The sequence below is a fragment of the Mesorhizobium sp. RIZ17 genome (assembly GCF_051127865.1).
Taxonomy (GTDB): Bacteria; Pseudomonadota; Alphaproteobacteria; order Rhizobiales; family Rhizobiaceae; genus Mesorhizobium; species Mesorhizobium humile.
The window spans coordinates 4815058-4838962 of the sequence record NZ_CP147861.1; the positions used below are offsets into that span (position 1 = coordinate 4815058).

The window sequence follows — 23905 nt, forward strand, 5'->3', positions numbered from 1 at the left end:
CGATTATCGAGAAATAGCGCAGCAGCTAGGTTCGCTCAACCCATCAATCGACCACCCACGGAGTGAACCTATGAAAGCCATCGAACTCAGCCAGCCGAGGCTTGACGCCTTCCGCCCCGCCAGCGTCGCCACCCCCGAACCGCAACGCGGCGAGGTGCTGATCCGCCAGCGCGCGGCGAGCTTGAATTTCGTCGATGTCGCTGTGGCGAGCGGCAACTACCCCGGACCGGTCTTCCCGCTCATTCCGGTTGCCGACGGCGCCGGCGAGATCGTCGCGCTCGGCGAGGGCGTGACGGGGTTCAGCACGGGCGATCGCGTCGTCGCCCACGCCAAGCCGCGCTGGATCGGCGGCCCGCCGCGACCTTACGAGATGACGCAGATGCGCGGCATCTCGCTGCCCGGGTCGCTCGCCGAATATGTCGCGCTGCCGGCCAATTCGGTCGCGCCGATCCCGGCGCATCTTTCCTTCGAGGCGGCCTCGACCTTGCCGATCGCCGGCACCACCGCGTGGAACGCGATCCGCGCCGCCAATGTCGGACCGGGCTCGGTGGTGGTGCTGCTCGGCACCGGCGGCGTCTCGATCTTCACGCTGCAGCTCGCCAAGGCGGCCGGGGCCACCGTCATCATCACTTCGTCTTCGGACGAGAAGCTGGAGCGGGCCAAGGCGCTCGGCGCCGATCACCACATCAACTACCGCGCGACGCCGGATTGGGACGGCAAGGTGCTGGAACTGACCGATGGGCTCGGCGCCGACCTTGTCGTCGAGACCGGCGGCACCGCCACCTTTGCCCGCGCGGTGAACGCCACCGCACCCGGCGGCACGCTGTTCACCATCGGCTTCGTCACCGGGGCCGAAGCAACGGTCAACCTGTTGCCGATCATCATCAAGGCCCTGAAGGTCGTGGGCAACAACACCGGATCGGTCTCCGACCTCAAAGACGCCGCCCGCGCCATCGGCGCCGCCCGGATCGAGCCCGTCGTCGACAAGGTGTTTTCGCAGAACGAGGCGACCGAGGCCTATGCCCACATGGCCGCCGGCGGCTTGCATTTCGGCAAGCTGGTGTTCGGCCTGGATTGGTAGGGGAGCCTCCGTCAGAGATTGGCGAAAGCCGGCGAGCAGCCGATCTCCCCCATAAGTGGACAAGTGGGGGAGATCAGCAGTTTCCAGCACAGCCGCCTGGATCAACTTCTCCAGCGTGATCGGCACCGGCCCTTTCGCCGCGTCGTCGTCAGAACCTCACATTGAGGTTTGCCTTGGCGCCGTTGTCGACGCCGTGGGAACCGAACTGGCCGGCATAGGATAGGCCTAGCGTGGCATTGGCCGACATCGGCAGGTCGAACCCGGCCTCGATCACCGCGCTGTCCCTGGCGACAGGCACGCCGGCGATGGTGAAGGCATCGCCGCCGGCAAAGGCGAAGGTCGAGCTCGGTGTGACATCGCCAAAGGCATGGCGCCAGCCGAGCGTGCCGCGCGCGGTCGCGCTTATGCCGCCGAGCGCGACGTCGGTCGAGGCGCGCAGCCCCAGCGTGGTGAAGGTGGCGCTGGCGGTTGAACCGGCGCTGGTCAGAGCCGCGGCGCCGCCTTTCTCGGTGAAGCCGTCGGTGTGCACGCTGACATAGGCGAGATTGGCGAACGGCTCGAACTTGAACCGCCTCGCATCGGCCTTGTAGGCGAGTTCGCCGAACACCTGCGCCGTGCCGGCATCATAGTCGGCCGACAGTTGGTCGGCGAAGCCGTTGAAGGCGACCGCGCGTTTTGTCGAGATGCTGTTCCAGCTGTAGGCGGCGCCGGTGCGGAAGGCGATGGCGCCCCACTTGGTGCCGCCGTAGAGACCGATATGGTAGCTGTCGGCGTCGCCGGAGGAATGGCGGGCGTCGGTATCGAAGGAGGAGCGGCTGTAGCCGCCGAGCAGGCCGACGCGCCAGCCGCCAACCAGTGTATCGGCGCCGGCCAGCAATCCGCCGGTGGCGCGGCTGAAGGCGGCGGCATTGCCGTCCGAGTCCGTATTGCCCCAGGAACCAAAAGCCTGGCCCCAGACCGCGAAACGGTCGGTGTCGGCGGCGACCATTTCGGGCCCGCCTTCGCCATAGGCCATGACGGGCAGGGGTGCAGCACCAGCATCGCCGAAGGCAGCAGCGATGCGATTGGTGGCGGCGTCGCGCAGGAAGCGGCTGTCTTGCACCAGCATGCCTTTGGCCGAGGCATGGATCTCGCCCGACAGCTGGTCGAAGGCGTCCCGGGCAACTGATTCGCTCGGCAACGCCATGATGGCGTCATGGAGCGTGTTGCCGCTGCCCAGGCTTGCCGCGCCGCCGGCGGTGGCGATCTGGTTGGGCGTCAGGCCGACCGATGCAAAGGACTTTGCCTGCACCACGTCGAGATAGACATGCGTCGCGTCGTAATTGGCGAGAAGACCGATGAACGGGCCGCCCCCGTTGAGCGTGTAGGTCCCGCTGACGCCGCCATCGGCTTGAAGCACCGTGTAATGCGTGCCGAGCACATAAGGCGCGGCATCCGTCTTGACCACATCGAGGATCGCGCCGGCGGCGATTGTCGCCGTGCCCGTCGCCAGCAGGAGATCGGACTGGCCGGTCGAGGTCAGTTCGACCTGGTAGGTCGAGCCTGCCGCCTGGTCGATATCGCCCGCGACATTGAGCGTGCCGATCGAATTGCCCGGCGCGATGATGCCGCCCGACTGCGCCGCGATGCCGCCCACCGTGCCGTTGCCGCCCAGCACGCCGCCCGAGATTGTCACCAGCGAGTTGGCCAGCGAACCGTTCACGGCCAGCCGTCCGCCGATCACGTTGGTCGCGCCGGTGAAGCCGCTCGAATCGGCTGTCAGGTTCGTCGTGCCGGCGATCTGGTTGATCGTGCCCAGTCCGCTGACCGCCGCAGCGAAGGTGTAGTTCGCGCCGGTATGATTGAAATTGACCGCGCCGGTGCCGGCGCCGAACTGCAGCGCGGCCGGACCGAAGATGCCGGCGCCCGTCGCTGCGAAGCCTGCCGCGCCGCCGATGTTGAGCGTGCCGACGGAACCGGCATGGCTGGCTATGGTGACGGTGCCACCGACCGAAACCGTGCCCCCGTTCGAAATCGTCAGTGTACCCGCGCCGTCGACGCCGACATCAAGGCCCGCGCTGCTGGTCCAGATCGAGCCGCCGCCGTCCACCGTCGCCGTGCCGGTCGAGCCTGGATTGTAACCGAGGTAGCCCCAGGCATTGCTGACCGCGCCGCCGTTCGAGACATTCAGTGCGGCGGTTCCGAGGCTGCCGACATAGAGGTCGCCGCTGTTGGCCCAGACAGAATTCGCACCACCCACCGTCACGGTACCTGTACCCGTGGCGGTGCCACCAATGATGCCGGCTGCGCTCTTGACGGTTCCCCCGTTCGAGATCGTCAGTGTGCCGGTGCCCGCGTTGCCGACGAGCAGGGTTGAGCTGTTGAGCCAGCTCGAGCCCGCGCCATCGACCATCACCGTGCCGGTAGAGCCCCCCGAGTAACCCACCTGGCCGACAGTGTTCTTGACGGTGCCGCCGTTACGGATGGTCAGCGTGCCGATGCCACCTCCGCTGACACCGACATAGAGAGCCGAACTACCGTTCCATGTCGAGCCCGCGCCATCGACGATCGCGGTGCCAACGGAATAGTTGCCGACATAGCTCATCGTGGTGTTGACAGTGCCGCCGTTCGAAATCGTCAGCGTGCCGGTGCCATTCTGGCCGACGGCGAGAAGGTTTGCGCCATTTGTCCATGTCGAGCTCACGCCGTCGACCGTGACCGCCCCGGCAGAGCCCGCAACTTTGCCGACATAGGCCCCGTCACTCGTGACCACGCCGCCATTGGTGATCGTCAGTGTGCCCGTGCCAAGACTACCGACGGTGAGCTTGCCGCTGTTGGTCCATACAGAGCCCATGCCGTCGACCATCGCGGTGCCGATCGAGGCGGCACCATAGCCGACATAGGCCGAAGCACTGTTGACTGCGCCGCTCTTCGAGATCGACAGCGTGCCCGTGCTGAGACCGCCGACATACAGGTCCGCGCTGGTCCAGGTCGAGCCGGCGTTGGCGACGGACACCATGCCGGTCGAGCCCGTCGAATTGCCGACATAGGCCGTGAGATTGCTGACCGCGCCGCCGTTGGTGATCACCAGATTGCCGTTGCCGAAATCGCCAACAGCCAGGTTGGAACTGTTGGTCCAGGTCGAGCCGGCGCCGTCGACCGTCACCATGCCGTTGGAGCCTGCATGCCAACCGATGGTGCCGGTGGCGTTGCTGACCGCGCCCCCCTTGGTGACAACAAGCGCGCCGGTGCCATGTTCGGCGACATACAGGTCGCCGCTGTTGGTCCAGGTCGAGCCTGTCCCATCGACGGTCGCGATGCCGGTGCCGCCATAGCCGACATGACCCACGGTATCGCTAACACTGCCGCCGTTCGAGATCGTCAAGGTGCCGGTGCTGTTCGTACTCGACGCGAGGAAAAGGTCCGAGCTGTTGCTCCAGGCCGAGCCTGCTCCGGTAACGGTCACGACCCCGTTGGCGTTCGAAAGATAGCCTACAAAGCCGGCGGTGCTGGCGAGCGTGCCGCCGTTCTTGATCGTCAGCGAGCCTGTGTAGCTGTCGATGGTACCGAGAAACAGATAATGCGCGGCCGCATTCGGCCCGTTGACCACGGTCGGATTCGGGAACGTCGCATTGAGCGTAACGTCGTCGCCCGACGTCGGAACAGCACTGTTGTTCCAGTTTCCGGCGGTGAACCAATCCGTGGAGGCGGCACCGGTCCAGGTCTCGGCAGCCGAGGCAGTGATTGGCTGGCCCAGGCCGACCAGCGCGGTCGAGGTCAACGCTAGATACTTCAACGCCTTCGCCTTGCGGCTTCCAACCCTATGCTTCGGCATGCAATCCCCTGATATGACGATCATTTCGCCCTGCGCTGGCATGTCATCGGAGCCAGCCCTTGTCTTGGGCAGGGCCGCACTGGAATTGGACTGGAGCGAGATGCGGCAGCTTTTCCGTGCACTGTGATGGTTTGGCACCATCGGTCGGCTCGGGAACTGAAAGGGTTCCGACGGATAGGAAAGGAAATTGCGTCCCGCGGCCTGTTCCAGACATGTCGCGCTCTATCTGGCGCTGCTTGGCGTGTAGCCGAAGCGGCGGCGGAAGCAGCGATTGAAGTACGACACATCGCTGAAGCCGCTTATCAGCGCGATTTCGCTGACGCGCATTTCGTCATTGTGTCTTTGCGAGAGCATCCTGTGTGCTTTCTGCAAGCGCATTTCCAGAACACGCTCGGAGAAGCTGATGCCTGTCTCCTGGAGCAGGTCCTGGACATAGCGCGCCGACAGGCCGAGTTCCTTTGCGACGCCTTGCGCGGAGATGCCGGGATTGGCGAAATTGTCCGCAATCTTCGCCAGCACTGCCTGCAGCCTTGCCGCCCGAAGGCCGCGCAGACCGGCCAGTTCGGCATCCTCGCCTTTCGCGCCGGTGACCAGCCCGATCAGATCGACGATCGTTTCCGTCGCGTGGGTTATCAGGTCGGGCGAGGCGAGGGGGCGGCCGCTCTCGAGCAACTGGCAATAGCGTTTGAGAAGATCGAGGGCTTCGTTTTCAGCGCCGATCTTCAACCCAAGCCTGTCATCGATTTGTGGGAAGGTCTGGGTGAGGATTGCGCGCGGCACCACCACATTTGCCCACACATTCCAGTCGGCACCGGTCATTTTCAGCGCTTCCGCCGCCGTGACCAGGGCTGCTTCGCCACGGCCGACGCTGTACTCGCGGCCGGCCTGTGTTCCGCTCAGCACGGTGTCGGCCCTGTTGATCAGCAGCAGATATCCGTCATTGCCGTCATCGGCGATGTTGCTCGTCTTCCTCGTCGCGTGCTTGATTGTCCCGGCCATCTGGCCAAGCACCAGCGATCCGACGGCCGTGGCCTCGATCGCTGCTTCGAAAGGCAGTTTTTCCGATATGCTGTATTCGACCGACCAGATCTTGGCGACATGGATATCCTGCCAGAGCGAAAATCGATCGCGGTCGCCAAGATGCTCCGGCAAATCAGCCGATGAAAACACCGTCTTTCGTGACAAGGAAGCGCCCCCGCTAACACCCGCAGTCTCAAAAAATCGAACGCGCCGCTTTCCATTCCAGGAATAACCAGCAACATTGATGGCTTGGCGTTCAACCGGTTGAACGCCTTAGTCGTGCCCAACCACGCTTGGCGTCACCCGAAAGTATGACGCCAGCAAAATCCTTCAGGCGGGATCGGTGCCTTTGCACCGGGTCGCAGTCAAAATGTTGCTGGTTTCATCGTTTGCCGCCACCCATCATGCGAGGGGCGGAGTATGCTGAGGTGTAGGAGAAACGGTGGAAAGGCTGAGCCGCGAAGTCCTGAGTTCGATTGTCGGCGATATCTACGATTGCGTGTTGAACCCGGAAGGCTGGACCGGGGTCATGGTCCGGATCACCGAAACCATGGACGCGGCGTATAGCACCATCGCGCTTGCCAACATTGAAGGCAATCACGGGCGCTTCGCCGCCCGGTCGCCCTGGGATGCCGAGCAGATGCGTGTGCTCCAGGAGGATTACGACTTTGAGGCAATTCCCGGACTGAAGGCCGTGGTCGTCGGCGATATCGACACGCCGGTCGCGACGCTCTCGCATATGAGCGAAGCCGAACTCCAGCGGACGCCTTTCTTCCAGAATTGGGCCAAACCGCAGGGATTGCGTGAAGGCTGCATCATCAAATTCGTCCATACACAGGATCGGATCGGCCTCATGGGTTGCACCACGCGGGCCGACCGGGAGATCATATCCGTCGAGGAGCAGCGTTTCATGGCATTGCTCTCGCCGCATCTGCGCCGCGCCTCCCTCATCGGGGATCTGCTCGATCAGGCCCGCGTGACCGCCAGTCTTTATCGCGAGGCGCTCGACCACCTGGCCGTGCCTGTCGTGCTGACTGGTGCCAACGGGGCAATCCTCCATGCCAATGGGGCTGCTCAACAGATGTTTTCGGCGCAAGGTCCCATTCTTTCCCGGCATGGCCTGCTCCAGGCGCAGAATACGGCGGTGGTCCCCGCCCTGCAGGAAGCGATCGCCAGTGCCGCGAGCGCGGATGCCTCGCTTGGCTCGCGCGGCATAGGCCTGCCCATTTCGGTCGCGGGCCAGCCGCCCGCCGTCGCCTATGTATTGCCCTTGACCGAAGGGACCGCGCGGGCGGCTTTCCGGCCGGCCTGCGCCGCTGTTTTCGTGTCGACCACGACGTCCGCCTCGCCACTGCCGGAGGCCGTTCTCACCACGCTGTTCGACCTGACGCCGGCGGAGGCGCGCGTCCTGCTCAGGATCGGCAGCGGCTTGTCCGCGTCCAGGAGCGCGGTGTCGCTCGGCATCGGCGAGAACACCTTGAAGACCCACCTCAACCGGATCTTCGCCAAAACCGGCACGCGGCGCCAAGCCGATCTCGTCAAACTCATTTCGGACATAGGCACGCCCCTCGCGGCTCCCGGATCATAGTGGTGGGGCGTCTGAATTTGCTTGCCTCCCCTTGCGGCGGGATCAGCAACATCGCGCCGCGCGGCACGCGCCGATCGGCTGCGGCTGATCGGCCACACCGAGCCGGAAAATGCCGCGGCGCGTTCCAGGACAATTCCAGTGCGGCTCACCCCAAGACGCGGCCGGCGGACGATGCAACACCAGGGCCTCGGCAAGCAGCCGGATTCCCGCAGGGCATTCCGCGGCGGGGAACGCAACATTTGGGGCAGCAACCTGACAATGAAAACCATTCTTCTCGCCACAGCCATCATTCTCGCGCCTGTCGGCATGGCATGCGCGGCGGACGTCAATGAGGGTTCGCCTGTAGCCGCCTACGACTGGTCCGGTCTCTATGCCGGCGTTCACTTTGGCTACGCGGCCGGAAAATCCAATCTCTTCATCGCCGGCGCCGGCGTTGGGGGTACCGACGTTAGCGATCCCGTCGATCCGAATGGTTTTATTGGCGGCATCCATGTCGGCGTCAACCAGGAATTGGCGAACCGTTTCGTGCTCGGTGCCGAGGCTGACCTTGCGTACAACAATGTCGATGGACTTACGACCTTCGCCAATGGCGGCAACACGTTGCTCAAGAGCGAACTCAAGTGGTCGGGGTCGGCGCGGCTGCGGGCCGGCTATGCTTTCGATCGGACTTTGCCTTACATCACCGCGGGCGTGGCCGCGGCCAAATATGAACTGACCGCGATTACCGGCACTCCCAGCGGTGACATAACACTCCACAACGAAGCCTATATTGGCTGGACTGTAGGAGCCGGCGTCGAGCACGCCTTCACCGACAAGTGGATCGCTCGCGTCGAGTATCGCTACTCCGACTTCGGCAGCAAGGCTCTCTCGGCCGCGGCCGGTCTTGCCACGGTGACGAACGTCGATCTCAAGACGCACGATTTGCGGGTCGGCCTCAGCTCCAAGTTCTGATCTGTCCGAACAAAACCCCGCGGCGGCATTTTTCCGCCGGGGAAGGCGACACTTTGGGGACAGCAGACAAGCAATGAAAACAGTACTTCTCGCCACGGCCTTTCTACTCGTGCCTGTCGGCATGGCGTCCGCCGCGGACGTCGATTCAACCTCGCCCGTCGCGGCCACCTACAACTGGTCTGGCGCCTATGTCGGGGCACAAGCCGGATATGCCTGGGGCGATGCAAGGGTCGGTCAGACTTTTGCGCCTGGCAGTTTCGAGGATTACGGCTGGGGCTACAGCCCATCCGGCGGCTTCGGCGGCTTGTATATCGGCTACGCCAAGCAGTTCGACGGCGGCCTGGTTCTCGGTGTCGAGGGCGACTACAGCTTTGCCAACGTCAAGGACACAACGGCCTATCAGGCTCTGGGGGTCGACGATCCTGCCTTCGGTGGCGTGCTCGAGCTGAAGGCGGTCGGGTCTGTCCGCCTGAGAGCCGGCTACGCGATGGATCGTTGGCTTCCCTTCCTCACCGGCGGCCTTGCGGTGGCAAACTACAAGCACACCACCGTCAACCTTCCGAGCGGAGATGCCTATGCCGACGTCGACGATACGATTGCGGGCTACACACTGGGCGCCGGTCTCGAATACGCCGTAACCGACAATTGGCTCGTCCGGGGCGAATACCGCTTCGCCGATTTCGGCCGTCACACCTCTGTGCGTCACTCGACCTTCGATGGGGCTCCTATCAACAAGGATGCGATCGAACTGACAACGCACGATATCCGCGTCGGGATCGCCTACAAATTCTGATCAGCCGTCTCGCGCGAACAGAACCCGGGCGCGTCGGGGTACCTGAAACGCGTCCATACAGGGAGATTGGCCGCTTCAGCGCGGGCGCTAAATCAACTTCTCCAGGGTGATCGGCAAATCCCGTACCCTTTTCCCCGTCGCGTGGAACACCGCGTTGGCAATCGCCGGCGCGATACCGACGATCGCCAGTTCCCCGACGCCCTTGCCGCCAAGCGCGGAGGAGTGCGGGTCGGGGATGCCGACCGAGATCGTCTGGATGTCGGGGATATCGGCATTGGTCGGCAGCATGTAGTCGGCGAAATTGCCGTTGACGATGCGGCCGTGGCGGCGGTCGACGATGCCTTCTTCCAAGAGCGCCTGGCCGATGCCCATGATGATGCCGCCCTTCCACTGGCTTTCCGCCAGCTTCGGGTTGTAGAGCCGGCCCGAATCCAGCGCTGACACCACGCGCGACACACGCACCGTGCCGAAATCCTCGTCGACGCGCACCTCGACGAAATGCGCGCACCAGGAATAGCGCGAATAGTCGCCTTCGGTGTGTGGGATCGACATGGCGATGGTGGTGTAGTTCTTGTAGCGCTCCTCCGGCGTCGTGCTTGCCGGCAGCGTGTCGCCCTTGGCCTCAATCTTTTCGCGCCCGACAGCGGACATGAACTCCGCGATCGACAGCTCCGGTCCTTCGCCGCGCGGCGAGGCGATGCGGCCGTCCCGCACCTGCAGCGTGTTCGCCTGCAGCTTCTGGAAAGGCGAGCGCGGGTCGGAAAGCGCGAGCCCGATCAGCTCGTCCAGCGCCTGGCCGGCCGCCTTGTAGACGGCGCCGGTCATGACGCCGGCAAGCCGTGAGCCGCCGGTGACGCCGGCGCGGGCGAAATGCGAGTCACCGAGCTTCACCGACACCCGCTCCACCGGCACGCCGAGCGTTTCGGCCGCGGTCTGCGCCAGGATCGTGTAGGTGCCCTGGCCCATGTCGATGGAGGAGCTTTCGACCTCGACCGAACCATCGGCTTTGAGCTTCACCACCGCCTCGCCATGCGCGCGCCGCACCGGATAGGTGCCGGCCGCAACACCCCAGCCGATGAGCTGGTGGCCGTCGCGCATCGAGCGCGGCGCGTTGCTGCGCTTCGCCCAGCCGAAGGCCTCGGCGCCGGCGGCAAAGGCCTCGCGCAACTGGCGTGTTGACCACGCCTTCTTGGTGTGCGGGTCCTGTTCGGCATAATTGATCAGCCGCATCTCCAGCGGATCCAGCCCAAGCTCATAAGCAAGCTCGTCGATGGCGCTTTCGATGCCGAAGGCGCTTGGGTTCTCGCCCGGCGCGCGTTTTGCCCCCGGTACCACCGTGTTGACCCGCACGACATTCTGCTTCGAGGAGAAGTTTGGCGTGGCATACATGATCGAGGTGACCGAACCGAGCGGCTCGACCCACATGCCGTCGACGGCCGTCTCGTTGACGCCGCGATGTACGATCGACTGGATCTTTCCATCCCTGTCGGCGCCGATGGCAACGGTCTGCCGTGTCGCGGCGCGGCCGCCATAGGACGTGAAATTCTGCGGGCGGTTGAGCACCAGCTTCACCGGGCGCCCGAGCATCTTCGCCGCCGCCGCCGCCACCGCGCTGTGGGCGAGCGCCAGCGCCTTGGAGCCAAAACCGCCGCCGATATAGGGCGATACGAGCCGCACATTTTCGAACGGCACGCCGAACCATTCGGCATAGGTACGCGCCATGCCGTCCAGCCATTGGCTCGGCTCCCAGATGGTCAGCTCGTCACCTTCCCAGCGCGCGATCAGCCCATGCGGCTCCATCGCCGCCTGGAATTCGCGCGGCGTGTTATAGGCCGCGCAGATGCGCACCGGCGCTTCGGCGAAGGCGGCTTCAGCGTCGCCCCATTCCTTGGTCATGGCGTCGATCGGGATGCCGTCACCGGCCTTGCCGTCGCTGAGATCGACGATGGCCGGCGTCTCGTCATACCAGACCTTGACCAGCGCCGCGGCGGCCACCGCCTGCTCGAAGGTCTCGGCCACGACCGCGGCGACATGCTGGCCGGAAAAGGTTACCTCGCGCACGAGCGGCGCGTAGGTCGACTGCGAGGGCGGATTGCCCAGCCAGTCCGATGCACCCTTCAGCTCCATGATGGTGTCGGGCGTCAGCACGGCGAGCACGCCAGGCGCGGTCTCGGCCGCGCGCGTGTCGATGGCGTTGACGTTGCCCGCGGCGATGGTTGCGCCGACGAGCACCGCATGCGTCAGCCCTTCGAGCTGCTGCTCGACGGCGTAGTGGGCCGCGCCGGTGATCTTGGCCGGACCGTCGACGCGCGACAGGCGCCCGCCGACCGCTTCGAGCCGCGCGCTGTCCGACGCGGCGTGTTTCATGTCATGAACGGTCATGCCGTCTCTCCCAATTTGAGGATGGCGCGCGCGATCACGCGCGGCGCCAACGCAATCTTGTAGCGGTTGGCGCCGTGGTCGACAGCGCCCTCCATGGCGAGCTCACTCGCCTTGCGGACGATGTCTTCGTCGAGCGCCTTGCCCTTCAGCGCGTCCTCGACGGCACGCGCGCGCCATGGCTTGGTGGCGACGCCGCCCAGCGCGACGCGGATGTCGCGGATGGTGCGACCATCGCCTTCGAGCTCCAGCCCAACGGCAGCGCTTGCCGCCGCGAATTCATAGGACTGGCGGTCGCGCACCTTGATGTAGGTCGAGCGCCTGGCCGCGGCCGAGCCGGGGATTTCTATTGCGGTGATCACCTCGCCGGGGCGGATGTCGTGCTCCTGCTCGGCGGTGGCGCCTGGCGCGAGGAAGAAGTCCTCCACCTTGAGCTTGCGCTCGCCAAGATCGACCTCGGCGTCGAAGGCGACGAGCGCCACCGCCAGGTCGCCCGGGTAGGTGGCGATGCAGGCCTCGCTGGTGCCGAGCACGGCATGGCCGCGCGTCACCCCGCCGATCGCCGAGCAGCCGCTGCCCGGCGCACGCTTGTTGCAGGTCGGAAAATTTTGCGGATCGCGGAAATAGGGGCAGCGCGTGCGCTGCATCAGATTGCCGCCGATGGTGGCCATGTTGCGCAACTGCGCCGACGCCGCCTGCCAGAGCGCTTCCGACACGGCGGGGAAGAGGCTCTTCACTTGCGGGTTGTCGGCGACATGGCTCATCTTGGCCAGCGCGCCGATGAAGGCGCGGTCGGCAGTCACGTCGACAGCGTTGAGCCCTTCGATGTGGCTGATGTCGATGACAACAGTAGGTTCGGCGACGCCGCATTTGGCGAGGTCGATGAGCGTCGTGCCGCCGGCCAGCAGCATGGCGCCGGGAAGGGCTGCGGCGTTGCGCGCGGCCTCGACGCTGTCGGCGCGGAGATAGGAAAAGTCTCTCATGAGCGCAGCTCCTGTGCGGCCTGGCGGACGGCGGCGACGATGTGCGGATAAGCGCCGCAGCGGCAGAGATTGCCGGCCATGTACTCGCGGATTTCCTCGTCGGAGCCGGCATGACCCTCGCGGATGCAGGCCACCGCCGACATGATCTGTCCCGGCGTGCAATAGCCGCACTGGAAGGCGTCCTGCTCCAGGAAGGCGGCCTGTACGGCGTGCAGCGTGCCGTCTTCGTCGGCAAGGCCCTCTATGGTGGTGATCGAGCGGCCCTCGACCTGGGCCGCCAGCGTCAGGCAGGCGAGCACACGCTCGCCGTCGACATGCACGGTGCAGGCGCCGCACTGGCCCTGGTCGCAGCCTTTCTTGGTGCCGCTGAGGTGCAGCCGGTCGCGCAGCGCGTCAAGCAGCGTCACGCGCGGTTCGACGTCGAGGGAATGCGCGCGGCCGTTGATGGTGAGATGGATGGAAAGCGCGGTGGGACTGATGGTGACTTGGTCATTCATGGGGCGTCGGGCTCCGATTGCTGGACGCTTAAGCGGATGGAAATGGGGCTTGGGGGGTGAGGGGCAAGGGTGATGGTTGCTTGGAGGCGACCTTCGCGTTCGTCATCCTCGGGCTTGACCCGAGGATCCATGCCGTGACGTTTGCCGAAGGACGCGACGGGCCAGAATTCTGCACCGTAGCCGCGCTCGCAGGGTATGGCATGGATCCCAGGGTCTGCGCCGCGTCGCTCCGCTCCTTGCTTCGCCCTGGGATGACGAAGTCACGAGCGGTTTTGCCAACCTCAGGCGTCGAAGAATGCCCCTGTCTCCAGCGGCCAGGCAAAGCTTTCCGTCCTTCTCTACGTGACATACCGCTTCCCCTGGTTATATGATAAAGGTACTCCACTAAAGCGGAGGTGCCTCCGTTTATTTAACTGGGGTCTGGCCAGTGATGGTTCAACCCCCCATATTGCGTTCGGTGGAGAAAAAAGTGCCTGACCGTGAAATGACCGCTGAAGCGACGCGCGATCCGCCGGCGCCAAAGCCGTTGCGCGCCGATGCGCAGCGCAACCGCGACAGGCTGGTCGAGGTGGCGGCGCAGGCTTTCGCGGCCGACGGCGTCGACGCCTCGCTGGAGGAGATCGCCAAGCGGGCAGGGGTCGGCATCGGCACGCTCTACCGGCATTTCCCGACGCGCGAGCATCTGGTCGAGGTAGTCTATCGCCGCGAGGTGGAAGGGCTTTGCCACGCGGCCGACGAACTGGCGCGCGAGCATCCGGCTGATGTCGCCCTCGAACTTTGGATGCAGCGCTTCGTCGACTACATCGCCACCAAGCGCGGCCTCGCCACCAGCCTGCGCCTTCTGCTCACCACCAACTCGACGCTGTTCTCCGACACCTCCGGCCGTGTCTCGGGCGCGATGCGGGGCCTGATCGAGGCTGCCGCCGCCGCAGGCAAGATCCGCCCCGATGTCGACGCCTCCGATGTCATGCATGCGCTCGGCGGCATCTACTCCGCGCCGAACACGCCCGACTGGCGCGAGCGATCGGGGAGGCTGGTGAAGCTTTTGATGGACGGCTTGAGGTTTGGAGCGAAAGGATAGGGCCCAGCGAGGCGGCTATCCCTTTTCTTCCACCAGGATGACTAGGGATTCGGGCACCACGCCGTCGAACTCCATGGCATCGGCAGCTGCCTTGCTCTGCATCAGGGCCGCCAGCTTGTCCATATCCGGAACGTCCATCATTACAGCCACCCGGTCACGATTCTGCGGATCGACGAAGGTGCGGATGTTGGTTATGCCAAGCGGACCGAATAGTTCCTTGCGCTTAGGTGATGTGAGCCAGTGCTTGGCGCCTTTTTTGATATCGTGGTGGCCGATGACAGTTGGCATGAGATCCTCCCGCGGTGACGCCGGCAGGCCAAATCGACCGCCTTGTTGCGATCTACCGCCTGTCAATCAGCGCCTTTTCCGTAGGCCTGTCAATTAGCGATTGCTGATGGACAAGAGGAGGCCGACAGCTGCAAGGACGCCCATTTTTCCGCACATCAGCTCGTCATTCCAAATCTGGAAACTACATAGGCGGGGCCAACCCACAGTGCAGAAGGAACGATTCATGCCTGAACAGTTGACATTGAACGACGCCGCCACGATCCCTCAGATCGGCCTCGGCGTGTGGCAAGTCGATCCCGACATCACCGCCAAGGTCGTGCGCTGGGGCATCGAGGCCGGTTATCGCCTCATCGATACCGCCGAGGGCTACCGCAACGAGGAAGGCGTCGGCGAAGCGATCCGCGCGGCCGCCGTGCCGAGGGACGAGTTGTTCATCACCTCCAAGCTGCGCAACGGCGCGCATCAGCGCGACGAGGCGTTGCGCGCTTTCGACGATACGATGCGGAAGCTCGGCATCGACCGGATCGACCTCTTTCTCATCCACTGGCCGGTGCCCAGCCAGAACAAATATGTCGAGGCCTGGAAGACGCTGGTTGAGCTAAAGCAGGCCGGCCGTATCAAGTCGGTGGGCGTCTCGAACTTCAACCAGGATCATCTGGAACGCATCATCGGCGAGACCGGCGTGACGCCGGTCGTCAACCAGATCGAACTGCACCCGCGCTTCCAGCAGCGCGACAAGCGCGAGTTCCACAAGAAGCACGGCATCCATGTCGAGAGCTGGAGCCCGCTGGGCAGCGGTCGGCTGCTGGCGGACCCGACGCTGGAGAAACTGGCGAAGAAGCACGGCAAGTCGGTGGCGCAGGTGATCATCCGCTGGCACCTGCAGGAGGGCCTGGTCGTCATTCCGAAGTCGATCCACCAGGAGCGCATCGCGAGCAATTTCGACGTTTTCGGCTTCGAGCTGGATGCGAGCGACATGCAGACCATCCACGGCCTGGATTCGCGTGATGGCCGGACGGGGCCGGACCCGGCCACGGCGGCGTTTTTGTTCTAACCGAAAGTCAGAGGCCTGGCGGGGCCCCGGTTACGGCAAAATACTGGAGCGCGCCGGGCAGGCCGCTTGCTTTCATCTCGCCTTGTTCCTCGAAGGTCAAGCCGGAGCCGACGACTAGGTCGCGCATCGTTCGCGATGCGATGATCTGGCCCGGCTTGGCATGGTCCAGCAGCCGCGCCGTGACTTCGATGGCGATGCCGGAAAAGTCCTCGCCACGCGCCTCGCACTCGCCGATGTGAATCGCCGCGCGAACCTTGAGGCCGCATGGCCCCAGGCGATTGGCGATCGCCATCGCGCATTGGATCGAGCGCGTCGGCCGCTGGAATGCGGCAAGCAGCGTGTCACGCGACCGCCTGATCTCCGAGCCGCCGCCAAGCAGCAATCCGTCGCGAACGATGTCTGCCTGCCCGGCCGCTTTCGCGTCGTCGGCCGCGCCGTCGATGGCGAGCGCCAGCACCGATATCAGCACCTTTTCCGCTCGCGCCGGCGGCAGCGCACCGATCACGAAATCCCTGATCTGGTCGATTAGGCCGTCGCAGTCCTCGCCCCAGATCACGTGGTCCCTTCCGGCAAGCTCGACATATCTGGCGCCTTCGATATGCGTCGCCAGATAGCGTCCTTCCTCCGGCTTCACCCAGCGATCGCCGGTCCGCTGCAGCACGAGCGTCGGGACATGGATCGCCGGCAGGATGTCGCGCACGTCGATCTCCGTGCCCCAGCGCCAGAGCGCGATCGCGTCGGCCGGCGAGGCCGAATTTCTGAGATAGGCGGCGAACCACTCGCGCTCGACCATGTTTTCGATCAGGCTGGGCGCGGCGTTGCGCATGTCGGCGGGCTCGCCCCATTGTCGTTCGACGGTGTCGATATCCTGTTGCACCTCATCGACGGTTCGGGCCCAAGGATAATCCTTCGACCATGTGCCTCGGGCATAAGCTCCAGTGAGCACCAACGCGGCGGTGCGTTCTGGATAGGTGGCGGCAAACAATAGGCACATCGGTCCGCCCTCGGAACTGCCGAACAGCACCGGGCGATCGGAGCCGACATCGTCCAGCACGGCGCGCACGTCTTCCATGCGCTGTTCCAGCGTCGGCAGGCCGACATTGCGGTCTGAGAGGCCGGTGCCACGCTTGTCGATGCGGATCAGACGCGAGAAGGAGCCGAGCCGCTTCAGCACATGCGCGAAGCGCGGCGATGCCCAGGCCAGGTCGAGATTGGAGACCCAGCCCGGCACGTAGACGAGGTCGACCGGCCCCTCGCCGGTCACCTGGTAGGCGATGTTCACGCCCGACGATTTGACATAGTGAGTTGGTGGCCGTGCGGATTCGGGTTCGGGGCTCGAAGCCGAGGGCCGGGCAGGAGACGCGATGCGGCGGGCGCGCAACTCGTCATGCAAGTGCCGGGTTTCGGCTTCCGGCATCAGCCGCAGCTCGCGCTGCAGCGCGTCGCGGCAGACCTCATATTGCTTCAGCGCCAGGTTGACGCGCCCTTGAGCCGCGTAGCTTCGCATCAGGGCACGATGGGCATCCTCGCGCAGCGGCTCCATCGCCAGCAGGCGCATGGCGGCCCGTATGCAGGCGGCGGGGTCAGCTGCGGTGGTGTAATGATTGATCAGCCTGTCCAGCGCCGCGACGGCGATCGCCCGCAGGCGCTCGCGCTCGACCCGCAGCCATTCCTCGAACGGCTCTTCCCGCAGGCCGAGCCCGTCGAGCAGGTCGCCGCGATAGAGGGCGGCGGCCTGTTCGAGATCCTCGGGCGCGGGGCCCGCGGCCAGCGCCTCGAAGCGCGCCACGTCGAAATCGATATCGTCGAGGTGAAGCGCAAGGTTCGCGCCGTCGGTGAGGAAGCGCCCCCCGCCCGCGACGCTTATCGCCTTGCGGACGGACGACACCGCCTGCCTCAGGCTCATCCGCGCCTGGGCCTCGCCATTGAGGCTCCAGAGCAGCGCCGCGAGCTTTTCGCGCGACTGCGCCTGCCCGGCCTGCAGCGCAAGGTAAGCCACCATGCCGCGCGCCTTGCGACTGAAGGCCGGAGCCGTCGCCCCGACGCCGTTAAAGTCGAAACCACCCAGCAGGTGAAGATGCGGCGCCGTCATCGGAAGCCACCCCGACCATGATCGAGGCAATTCTTTCGCTTAGCAGTCTCTAATTCAACCCGGATCTCATGCGGCCAGCATTTTTCACGATTTGATCACGCCGGTTGCTGCGTGTCTCTCACGGTCCTCCTCCAGATTATCCGCATTGGACATCAATCTGAGGAGGATGCCGTGCAACGCCCGAGCGAATGGCCAATCTGGCATGGCGACGACCAAATCGGCGGGCAGGACATCAGCGCGCCGTGTCGGCATGATATTGCGCTGGCGTGGTACCTTGACCGGCAACGCAAGCATCGGCAGGTGAGTACATCCATCGTCGACTTCGAAGGGTTCGCGCTTCGGCTTCTTGCCTTCGCGACCTGGATCGGGTCGGCACTCTCTCGGCGTGCCGAAAAAGTTTTTGCAACTAGGTTTAAGCCCAGAAGCCGCCTTCTGTAAGATCACGACAGCTAACGCCGCTTATTGGCGAAAGCCGGTGCACAGCCAATCTCCCTCCTTGTGGGGACATGTCCCCTACTGGGGGATCGGCCGTCACGGCCGCTTGCACCAAATAGTCGGGGTAAGCCGCCTTAAATCCCATCGCCGTCCACCAGCGGCACGTCCTCACCCTCCCACGGGCTTGGCATCGACCCGCGCCCAGCGGTAGGCAGCGGCATCCAGCATCTGAGCTCCGGCTCGGCATATTCGACGACGCGGCCGGGCGAGGAGTCCGACGCCCGCCAGCCTTCCTCGCCGAACTGGTCGGCGCGCGACCAGTAGGCCATGTCGACCTCGGCCGGCCCCTGTTCGGAGGAGCGCACCGTCACCAGGATGCGGCTGCCGTCCCGCGGCGCGCTCGCCATGTTGCGCCATTGGTCGGTGTCGTCCATGCGATCTCCTCCAGAAACAGACACTTGGACCGGCTTTGCGATTCAAAGCCTGAAGCCATTGCTGGGCAGTAGGCACTAGGCAGTAGGCAGTAGGCAATAGGAAAAAGGGCGTTGCGAGGCAGCATGGAAAGCGGCTATCCCCCTACTGCCTACTGCCTACTGCCTAGTGCCTCACTCACACATGCACATCGCCGAAGGACAGCTCGCCATCATCGGAGCGGACCAGGAAAGCGGCGGCAAGCAGCGCCAGATAGCAGGCGCTCACCCCGCACACGACGACGACGCCGGGGATGGGCCCCAGCGTCGCCACTCGGAACGTATCGACGAGCGAGGCGCCGAAACCGATCGGAGAGCCTTCGCGCGAGAGGCTTGGCGTGGTGATCTTCAGGATCCAGGCAAGCAGCAGGATCGTGTACATGAAGATGTAGTTGCGGCGCAGCCGGCGGATCAGCGCCGCGCGCTGCGAGATCAGGAAACGCGGCGAGCGCAGGCCTTCACCCAGTATGGCCAGCCAGTTGGAGGCATAGTCGGGCTGCGGCGAAAATATCTGCGCGAAGTAGTAGCGCTCGAACTGCCGCACGCGGGCGCGGTAGACGTCGAAGAAGCGGTAGCGCCGCGCCTCGATCCACAAAAGCAGCGTGATCAGGAGCATCGCGAACAAAAGCACGCCATGATGCGCGCTGGGAGTAGACAGCGACACCGACAGCATCGCCGCCACCACGGTGATCGCCCAGTTGCTGGTGCGGTCGAGCCGGTCGCGCCAGCCGGCCATGCGCGCGATCTCGGCGCGGTGGAAATGCGACAGCGTCGTGGTGAATTCGGCAGAGCTGAGCTTCAGCGCCAGCGTGTCGGAGGCGCGCGGAGGTGCTGCCTTCTCGGTCGATGTTGCCGGCGCGCTCGCCTCGGTGGATTTCGAGGCCGTGGCCGCGCCGGTGGATTTTGCGGCCGTCGTCTGGGACATTTTGCCATGCGCCTCCCGCCGCCATGGCCGGCCGCATCCCGACTAAGAACAGGCCGGCCACACCCCGTATAGCACAACGTGCGGCCGCCCCAAAATGTTCCCGCCTTTTCAGGCGCATAAGTCAGGATGCAAGCGGGGGAAGACCACCATTCGCGCGCCGCGGAAAGGGTAGCACATCGGCCATCGGCCTGGCATGCTGGGCTGCCGCCACCGCCTCGATCACAAGGTCGAGCGCTTGAAGCGCGGCACGGCTCGTTTCATCGTCGCCACGCAGGTAATGGCACGCCCGGTCGAGGTGCAGGTGGGCGGCGGCAAAGTCGCTTTTCATTAGCTTCTCCTTATTGCCCCGCCTGGCGGCCAACATCGTCGAGTCGCTTTACCGCGAAGCAAAAATCGGCCGTGGCATTTGATTAGAATTGTAGAAGCTTTTCCTCGCCCTTGCCAAAGGCGGGGCGAGGTATCCGCGAACCCGGACGGAGAGGATCTTTCGTAGGGCGAATGTCTTCCTCATAGAGGCGCTTTTACCGGTCGAACCGGCGTTCTCCCTCTCCGTCTCGGCTTCGCCGAGGCACCTCTCCCCATTTCATGGGGCGAGGAAAAGCCGTGCAACGATCCTCGCGCCAAACCGTTATGCCGACGCGAGGAATGAGGGGTGCATATTGTTCAACATGCTCAATCGGCGACGGTCGCTGTCGATCTGGATCGCGCTTGGTGCTGCCGCGCTCGCCCTGATGCCCGCCATCGCCTTCGCGGCCGAGAAGACCGGCATGTCCTCGGAAGGCATCTTCGTCGCCGAGCTGATCCTGCTTCTGGTCGTCGGGCGCGGTATCGGCGAGGTGCTGGAAATACTGGGCCAGCCCGCGGTGATGGGGCAGCTGATCGGCGGTATCCTGCTCGGCCCTTCGCTGCTCGGCTGGGTCTGGCCGGAGGCCGAGCGGCTGGTCTTCGCCGGCGACGCCTCGCAGAAGTCGATGATCAACGCCATCGCCCAGCTCGGCGTTCTGATGCTGCTCCTGCTCACCGGCATGGAGACGGATCTGAGGCTCGTGCGCCGCGTCGGCCGCGCCTGTTTTTCGATCTCGGCCGCCGGCGTCGCCGTGCCTTTCGCGCTCGGCTTCACCGCCGCGCAGTTCATGCCGGCTTCGTTGCTTGCGACCGGCAGCGAGCGCATCGTGGCCGGGCTGTTCCTTGGCACGGCGCTTTCCATCTCCTCGGTCAAGATCGTCGCCATGGTGGTGCGCGACATGAATTTCATGCGTCGCGACCTCGGCCAGATCATCGTGTCCTCGGCCATCATCGAGGACACGATCGGCTGGGTGATCATCGCCATCACCATCGGCATAGCAACCAAGGGGCGGATCGAGATCGGCAATCTTGCCTTCACCATCCTCGGCGTCGCGGCCTTCATGGCGTTTTCCTTCACGCTCGGGCGCCGCATCGTCTTCGACGCCATCCGCTGGACCAACGACACGTTCCGTTCGGAATACGCGGTGGTCACCGTCATCCTGGCCATCATGGGCGCGATGGCGCTGATCACCGACCTGATCGGCGTCCACACCGTGCTCGGCGCCTTTGTCGCGGGCATTTTGGTGGGCGAGTCGCCGATCCTGTCGCGGCATATCGAAGGGCAATTGCGCGGCATCATCACCGCCCTTTTCATGCCGGTGTTCTTCGGCGTCGCCGGCCTGTCGGCCGATCTCACCGTGCTGCTCGACCCGCAGCTGGCATTGCTTACCGTGGCGCTGGTGGTGATCGCCTCGATCGGTAAGTTCGGCGGCGCCTTCATCGGCGCGGAAGTCGCCGGCATGAGCCGTGCCGAAGGCATCGCGGTGGGTTGCGGCATGAACGCGCGTGGCTCGACCGAAGTGATCGTCGCCTCGATCGGCCTCTCGATGGGCGTGCTGTCGCACAACCTCTTCACCATGATCCTCACCATGGCCGTCATCACCACCCTCGTCATGCCGCCGACATTGCGCTGGGCGCTGCGGCGCCTGCCGATCGGCGAGAACGAGAAGAAGCGCCTGGAGCGCGAAGAGGTGGACCAGCGCGGTTTCGTCGCCAATCTGGAGAGGCTTCTGGTGGTGGTCGACGAGGGCGTCGTCGGCCGCTTTGCCGCCTATCTTGCCGGCGTCATCGGCGCCGGCAAGCCGATGACAGTGCTGCATTCCAGCGGTGAAATCGATGCCGAGCCAACCGAGGGGCTGCATCTGGACGAGATCGAAAAAGGTGCGGAGGACAGCCGCGAGGCCGCGAAGAAATCCGACGAGAGCCCAGTGCGCGAAGCGCCGGTCACCCGCCGCCAGCATGAGGAGCTTTCGGCCGAAACGGTCGCCAGGGAGGCGCGCAAAGGCTACGGCATGCTGCTCGTCGGCCTCGGTCGCGCGGTCACCTCCAAGGGCGGCTTCTCGCACCGGCTGAACGAAGTCGCCGGCGCCTTCGATGGGCCGCTCTGCCTAGTGCTGAAACCGGCAGCCGTAGGCCGCCAGACGCCGAAGCTCGGCCCGGGATCGGGCAAGATACTGGTGCCGGTCAACGGCACTGCGGTCGCCCGCCGCGGCGCCGAACTGGCCTTGGCCATCGCCGCCGTCACCGGTGCGCCGGTCAAGATGCTCTATGTCGCCAGGGTTGGTCGCGACGAGCCACGCGACACCGTCTCGCATCGCCGCAGGGAAGCGGTGCTGAAGGATATCGTCGCGCTCGCCGACCGCTACGGCGTCGAGATCGAGACCGCGATCCGCAGCAGAGCCGCAGCCGCCGATGCCATTGCCCGCCAGGCCAGCCGCAGCGTGGCGTTGATCGTCATGGGCGTGGCGCGGCGCCAGGGCGAAGAGTTGATCTTCGGTGAGACGACGACCGGCGTGCTGAGGCGAAGCCCATGCCCGGTGGTGCTGATCTCCGACGAGCGGGTGAAACGCGACGAGAGCGACCGCGAGGCGGTGCGCACGGGAACGGGGACTGGGTGATTAGCTGATCTCCGCAAGCTCGGTTCCTCGCCCCCGACAAGGCAGGGGAAAGGAACCGGTGCTGCTCACGCCATCTGCAGTTTCTGCCGGCTGGGTTGCGGCGGGAAGGCGATGGCGATGCCGGCGGCGCCGAGCCCGATCAGCGCCGAGCCGATGAACAGCCAGTGATAGCTGGCAGTGGCGTCATAGATCATGCCGCCGGCAAGCGGCCCGAGCGACATGCCGAGACTTGAGAGCATCGTGGCGGCACCTAGGATGGTGCCGATGATGCGCAGGCCGAAATATTCGCGCGCCAGCACAGCGTAGAGCGGCATCACGCCGCCATAGGTAGCGCCGAAGATGACGGCCAGAAGGTAGAACTGCTCGAGCTGGCCGACGGTGAGGTAGGCGGCGATGACCAGCCCCTGAATGGCCAGCCCGGCGACCAGCACCGGCTTCACGCCCAGCCTGTCGCCGAGCACGCCGTAAAGCACGCGTCCGCCAAGGCCGGCGAGCCCCTCGACGCTATAGATCGACACGGCCGCCATCGGCGCGACGCCGCAGGACATGGCATAGCTCACCATGTGAAAGATCGGGCCCGAATGCGCCGCGCAGCAGGCGAAGAAGGTCAAGCCCAGCACGATGAATTGCGGCGAGCGCAGCGCCTGGCCGACGCTCATGCCGGGATCGTCGGTGACAGGCGCCGGCGTGCCGTCGCTTGCCGCGACCGCCGTCGGCGGCTGGCGCACCAGGAAGACGGCGGGCAGCAAGAGCACCCAGGCCATGACGCCGATATCGAACATGGCGGTGCGCCAGTCATAGGCCGTGATCAGCCAGCGGGCGAAGGGCGAGATGGTCATCGGCGCGACACCCATGCCGGCCGAGACCAGCGAGACGGCGAGGCTGCGATTGGTGTCGAACCAGGCGGTAGTGAGCGCGATCATCGGCGCGAAGAAGGCGCTGGCCGCCAGCCCGACGATGACGCCATAGCTCAGCTGGAAGGTTAGCAGCGAATGGGCGCGGCTCGCCACCACCAGCGACAGGCCGAGCAGCACCGCGCCGGCGAGCACGACGGGCCGCGCGCCGACCCGGTCATAGATCGCGCCCCAGGCGAAACCGCCAAGGCCCATCACCAGGAAGTTCAAAGTCATGGCGCTTGAAATGCCGGTGCGCGACCAGTTGGTGTCGAGCGACATCGGCTCCAGAAAGATCGCTAGCGAAAACATCGCGCCGAGCGCCACGCAGGTCATCAGCGCGCCGGCCGCGACGATGACCCAACGATAGGAATGGTTCATGGTTCTGCTCCCATGCCGAAAGGCATCCTGTTTGATGCGGCACGGTTTTTCCAGTCCACCGGGCCGTTTGCGTCCGAAGGACGTCTGGGCGGGAACCGATCCTACAATCTGGTTGCATTTTTTATCTAGTTTTTTGGCGGGTCAGAGATTGCCGATTGTCTGAGAGGCAAGTGCTCTACGGCGCCCCCTTCTGTCCTGCCGGACATCTCCCCCACAA

At 64.9% G+C, this 23905-nt stretch carries 19 protein-coding genes; 7 read left to right on the forward strand and 12 right to left on the reverse strand.

The window, feature by feature from the left end:
• Positions 1 to 70: 70 nt before the first annotated feature.
• Entirely contained in the window at positions 71 to 1081 is a 1011-nt protein-coding gene (locus WDX12_RS23280) for a zinc-dependent alcohol dehydrogenase family protein (protein ID WP_434722165.1), read from the forward strand.
• Positions 1082 to 1229: 148 nt separating this feature from the next.
• Here the strand turns inward: WDX12_RS23280 and WDX12_RS23285 are convergent, their stop codons facing one another.
• Both WDX12_RS23285 and WDX12_RS23290 read right to left on the reverse strand, forming a co-directional pair.
• On the reverse strand, positions 1230 to 4895 hold the full coding sequence (locus tag WDX12_RS23285; RefSeq protein ID WP_434722166.1) for an autotransporter outer membrane beta-barrel domain-containing protein: 3666 nt from the start codon (positions 4893 to 4895) through the stop codon (positions 1230 to 1232).
• Positions 4896 to 5117: 222 nt separating this feature from the next.
• On the reverse strand, positions 5118 to 6065 hold the full coding sequence (locus tag WDX12_RS23290) for an AraC family transcriptional regulator (RefSeq protein WP_320296008.1): 948 nt from the start codon (positions 6063 to 6065) through the stop codon (positions 5118 to 5120).
• Between the two features lie 292 nt (positions 6066 to 6357).
• Between WDX12_RS23290 and WDX12_RS23295 the strand changes: the two genes are divergently transcribed.
• The 3 genes from WDX12_RS23295 to WDX12_RS23305 all read left to right on the forward strand — a co-directional run bounded on the left by WDX12_RS23295 (position 6358) and on the right by WDX12_RS23305 (position 9247).
• Positions 6358 to 7503, forward strand: a complete 1146-nt coding sequence (locus tag WDX12_RS23295; RefSeq protein WP_434722167.1) for a helix-turn-helix transcriptional regulator — start codon at positions 6358 to 6360, stop codon at positions 7501 to 7503.
• A 21-nt stretch (positions 7504 to 7524) separates the two neighbouring features.
• Positions 7525 to 8454, forward strand: coding sequence for an outer membrane protein (locus WDX12_RS23300; protein WP_434722168.1), 930 nt, complete (start codon positions 7525 to 7527; stop codon positions 8452 to 8454).
• Between the two features lie 73 nt (positions 8455 to 8527).
• The gene (locus WDX12_RS23305; RefSeq protein WP_434722169.1) at positions 8528 to 9247 is read left to right on the forward strand and encodes an outer membrane protein; all 720 of its coding nucleotides are present in this window, start codon (positions 8528 to 8530) and stop codon (positions 9245 to 9247) included.
• Positions 9248 to 9334: 87 nt separating this feature from the next.
• On the opposite strand, the gene WDX12_RS23310 is transcribed toward WDX12_RS23305, so the two are convergent.
• Genes WDX12_RS23310 through WDX12_RS23320 form a run of 3 tightly spaced genes read right to left on the reverse strand, consistent with a single transcriptional unit; the run spans position 9335 to position 13106 of the window.
• Positions 9335 to 11629: a xanthine dehydrogenase family protein molybdopterin-binding subunit gene (locus WDX12_RS23310; RefSeq protein ID WP_434722170.1), complete on the reverse strand. Its 2295-nt coding sequence runs from the start codon at positions 11627 to 11629 to the stop codon at positions 9335 to 9337.
• Positions 11626 to 12609: an FAD binding domain-containing protein gene (locus WDX12_RS23315; RefSeq protein ID WP_434722171.1), complete on the reverse strand. Its 984-nt coding sequence runs from the start codon at positions 12607 to 12609 to the stop codon at positions 11626 to 11628. Before WDX12_RS23315 ends, WDX12_RS23310 begins: the two co-directional genes overlap by 4 nt.
• Entirely contained in the window at positions 12606 to 13106 is a 501-nt protein-coding gene (locus WDX12_RS23320) for a (2Fe-2S)-binding protein (RefSeq protein WP_434722172.1), read from the reverse strand. The genes WDX12_RS23315 and WDX12_RS23320 overlap by 4 nt, the downstream gene beginning before the upstream one ends.
• Before the next feature lie 484 nt (positions 13107 to 13590).
• Between WDX12_RS23320 and WDX12_RS23325 the strand changes: the two genes are divergently transcribed.
• Entirely contained in the window at positions 13591 to 14187 is a 597-nt protein-coding gene (locus tag WDX12_RS23325; RefSeq protein WP_434725694.1) for a TetR/AcrR family transcriptional regulator, read from the forward strand.
• Between the two features lie 15 nt (positions 14188 to 14202).
• Here the strand turns inward: WDX12_RS23325 and WDX12_RS23330 are convergent, their stop codons facing one another.
• Positions 14203 to 14475, reverse strand: coding sequence for a hypothetical protein (locus tag WDX12_RS23330; protein WP_320296001.1), 273 nt, complete (start codon positions 14473 to 14475; stop codon positions 14203 to 14205).
• 223 nt (positions 14476 to 14698) lie between these two features.
• Between WDX12_RS23330 and WDX12_RS23335 the strand changes: the two genes are divergently transcribed.
• The gene (locus WDX12_RS23335; RefSeq protein ID WP_434722173.1) at positions 14699 to 15529 is read left to right on the forward strand and encodes an aldo/keto reductase; all 831 of its coding nucleotides are present in this window, start codon (positions 14699 to 14701) and stop codon (positions 15527 to 15529) included.
• A 7-nt stretch (positions 15530 to 15536) separates the two neighbouring features.
• Here WDX12_RS23335 and WDX12_RS23340 read toward each other — a convergent pair whose 3' ends face one another.
• From WDX12_RS23340 to WDX12_RS23360, 5 genes are all read right to left on the reverse strand, one after another.
• Positions 15537 to 17621 carry an alpha/beta fold hydrolase gene (locus tag WDX12_RS23340; protein WP_434722174.1) on the reverse strand — a complete coding sequence of 695 codons (2085 nt, stop codon included), beginning with the start codon at positions 17619 to 17621 and terminating at the stop codon, positions 15537 to 15539.
• Positions 17622 to 17705: 84 nt separating this feature from the next.
• A complete protein-coding gene (locus tag WDX12_RS23345; RefSeq protein WP_320295998.1) occupies positions 17706 to 18065 on the reverse strand; it encodes a hypothetical protein in 360 nt (119 codons plus the stop codon).
• 125 nt (positions 18066 to 18190) lie between these two features.
• Entirely contained in the window at positions 18191 to 18490 is a 300-nt protein-coding gene (locus WDX12_RS23350; protein ID WP_140831796.1) for a hypothetical protein, read from the reverse strand.
• Between the two features lie 175 nt (positions 18491 to 18665).
• The gene (locus tag WDX12_RS23355) at positions 18666 to 19451 is read right to left on the reverse strand and encodes a DUF2270 domain-containing protein (RefSeq protein WP_320295997.1); all 786 of its coding nucleotides are present in this window, start codon (positions 19449 to 19451) and stop codon (positions 18666 to 18668) included.
• 121 nt (positions 19452 to 19572) lie between these two features.
• Positions 19573 to 19779, reverse strand: a complete 207-nt coding sequence (locus tag WDX12_RS23360; RefSeq protein ID WP_320295996.1) for a hypothetical protein — start codon at positions 19777 to 19779, stop codon at positions 19573 to 19575.
• Positions 19780 to 20119: 340 nt separating this feature from the next.
• On the opposite strand from WDX12_RS23360, the gene WDX12_RS23365 reads away from it, so the two are divergent.
• Entirely contained in the window at positions 20120 to 22414 is a 2295-nt protein-coding gene (locus WDX12_RS23365; protein WP_434725695.1) for a cation:proton antiporter domain-containing protein, read from the forward strand.
• A gap of 65 nt (positions 22415 to 22479) precedes the next feature.
• Here the strand turns inward: WDX12_RS23365 and WDX12_RS23370 are convergent, their stop codons facing one another.
• On the reverse strand, positions 22480 to 23688 hold the full coding sequence (locus WDX12_RS23370) for an MFS transporter (RefSeq protein ID WP_320295995.1): 1209 nt from the start codon (positions 23686 to 23688) through the stop codon (positions 22480 to 22482).
• Positions 23689 to 23905: the final 217 nt, after the last annotated feature.

Excerpts from the sequence above, each read along its gene's own strand:
- WDX12_RS23280 (WP_434722165.1), top strand. The coding sequence starts at position 71 with ATGAAAGCCATCGAACTCAGCCAGCCGAGGCTTGACGCCTTCCGCCCC.
- WDX12_RS23285 (WP_434722166.1), bottom strand. The coding sequence starts at position 4,895 with ATGCCGAAGCATAGGGTTGGAAGCCGCAAGGCGAAGGCGTTGAAGTAT.
- WDX12_RS23305 (WP_434722169.1), top strand. The coding sequence starts at position 8,528 with ATGAAAACAGTACTTCTCGCCACGGCCTTTCTACTCGTGCCTGTCGGC.
- WDX12_RS23310 (WP_434722170.1), bottom strand. The coding sequence starts at position 11,629 with ATGACCGTTCATGACATGAAACACGCCGCGTCGGACAGCGCGCGGCTC.
- WDX12_RS23315 (WP_434722171.1), bottom strand. The coding sequence starts at position 12,609 with ATGAGAGACTTTTCCTATCTCCGCGCCGACAGCGTCGAGGCCGCGCGC.
- WDX12_RS23320 (WP_434722172.1), bottom strand. The coding sequence starts at position 13,106 with ATGAATGACCAAGTCACCATCAGTCCCACCGCGCTTTCCATCCATCTC.
- WDX12_RS23325 (WP_434725694.1), top strand. The coding sequence starts at position 13,591 with ATGACCGCTGAAGCGACGCGCGATCCGCCGGCGCCAAAGCCGTTGCGC.
- WDX12_RS23330 (WP_320296001.1), bottom strand. The coding sequence starts at position 14,475 with ATGCCAACTGTCATCGGCCACCACGATATCAAAAAAGGCGCCAAGCAC.
- WDX12_RS23335 (WP_434722173.1), top strand. The coding sequence starts at position 14,699 with ATGCCTGAACAGTTGACATTGAACGACGCCGCCACGATCCCTCAGATC.
- WDX12_RS23340 (WP_434722174.1), bottom strand. The coding sequence starts at position 17,621 with ATGACGGCGCCGCATCTTCACCTGCTGGGTGGTTTCGACTTTAACGGC.
- WDX12_RS23350 (WP_140831796.1), bottom strand. The coding sequence starts at position 18,490 with ATGGACGACACCGACCAATGGCGCAACATGGCGAGCGCGCCGCGGGAC.
- WDX12_RS23355 (WP_320295997.1), bottom strand. The coding sequence starts at position 19,451 with ATGTCCCAGACGACGGCCGCAAAATCCACCGGCGCGGCCACGGCCTCG.
- WDX12_RS23360 (WP_320295996.1), bottom strand. The coding sequence starts at position 19,779 with ATGAAAAGCGACTTTGCCGCCGCCCACCTGCACCTCGACCGGGCGTGC.
- WDX12_RS23365 (WP_434725695.1), top strand. The coding sequence starts at position 20,120 with ATGCTCAATCGGCGACGGTCGCTGTCGATCTGGATCGCGCTTGGTGCT.
- WDX12_RS23370 (WP_320295995.1), bottom strand. The coding sequence starts at position 23,688 with ATGAACCATTCCTATCGTTGGGTCATCGTCGCGGCCGGCGCGCTGATG.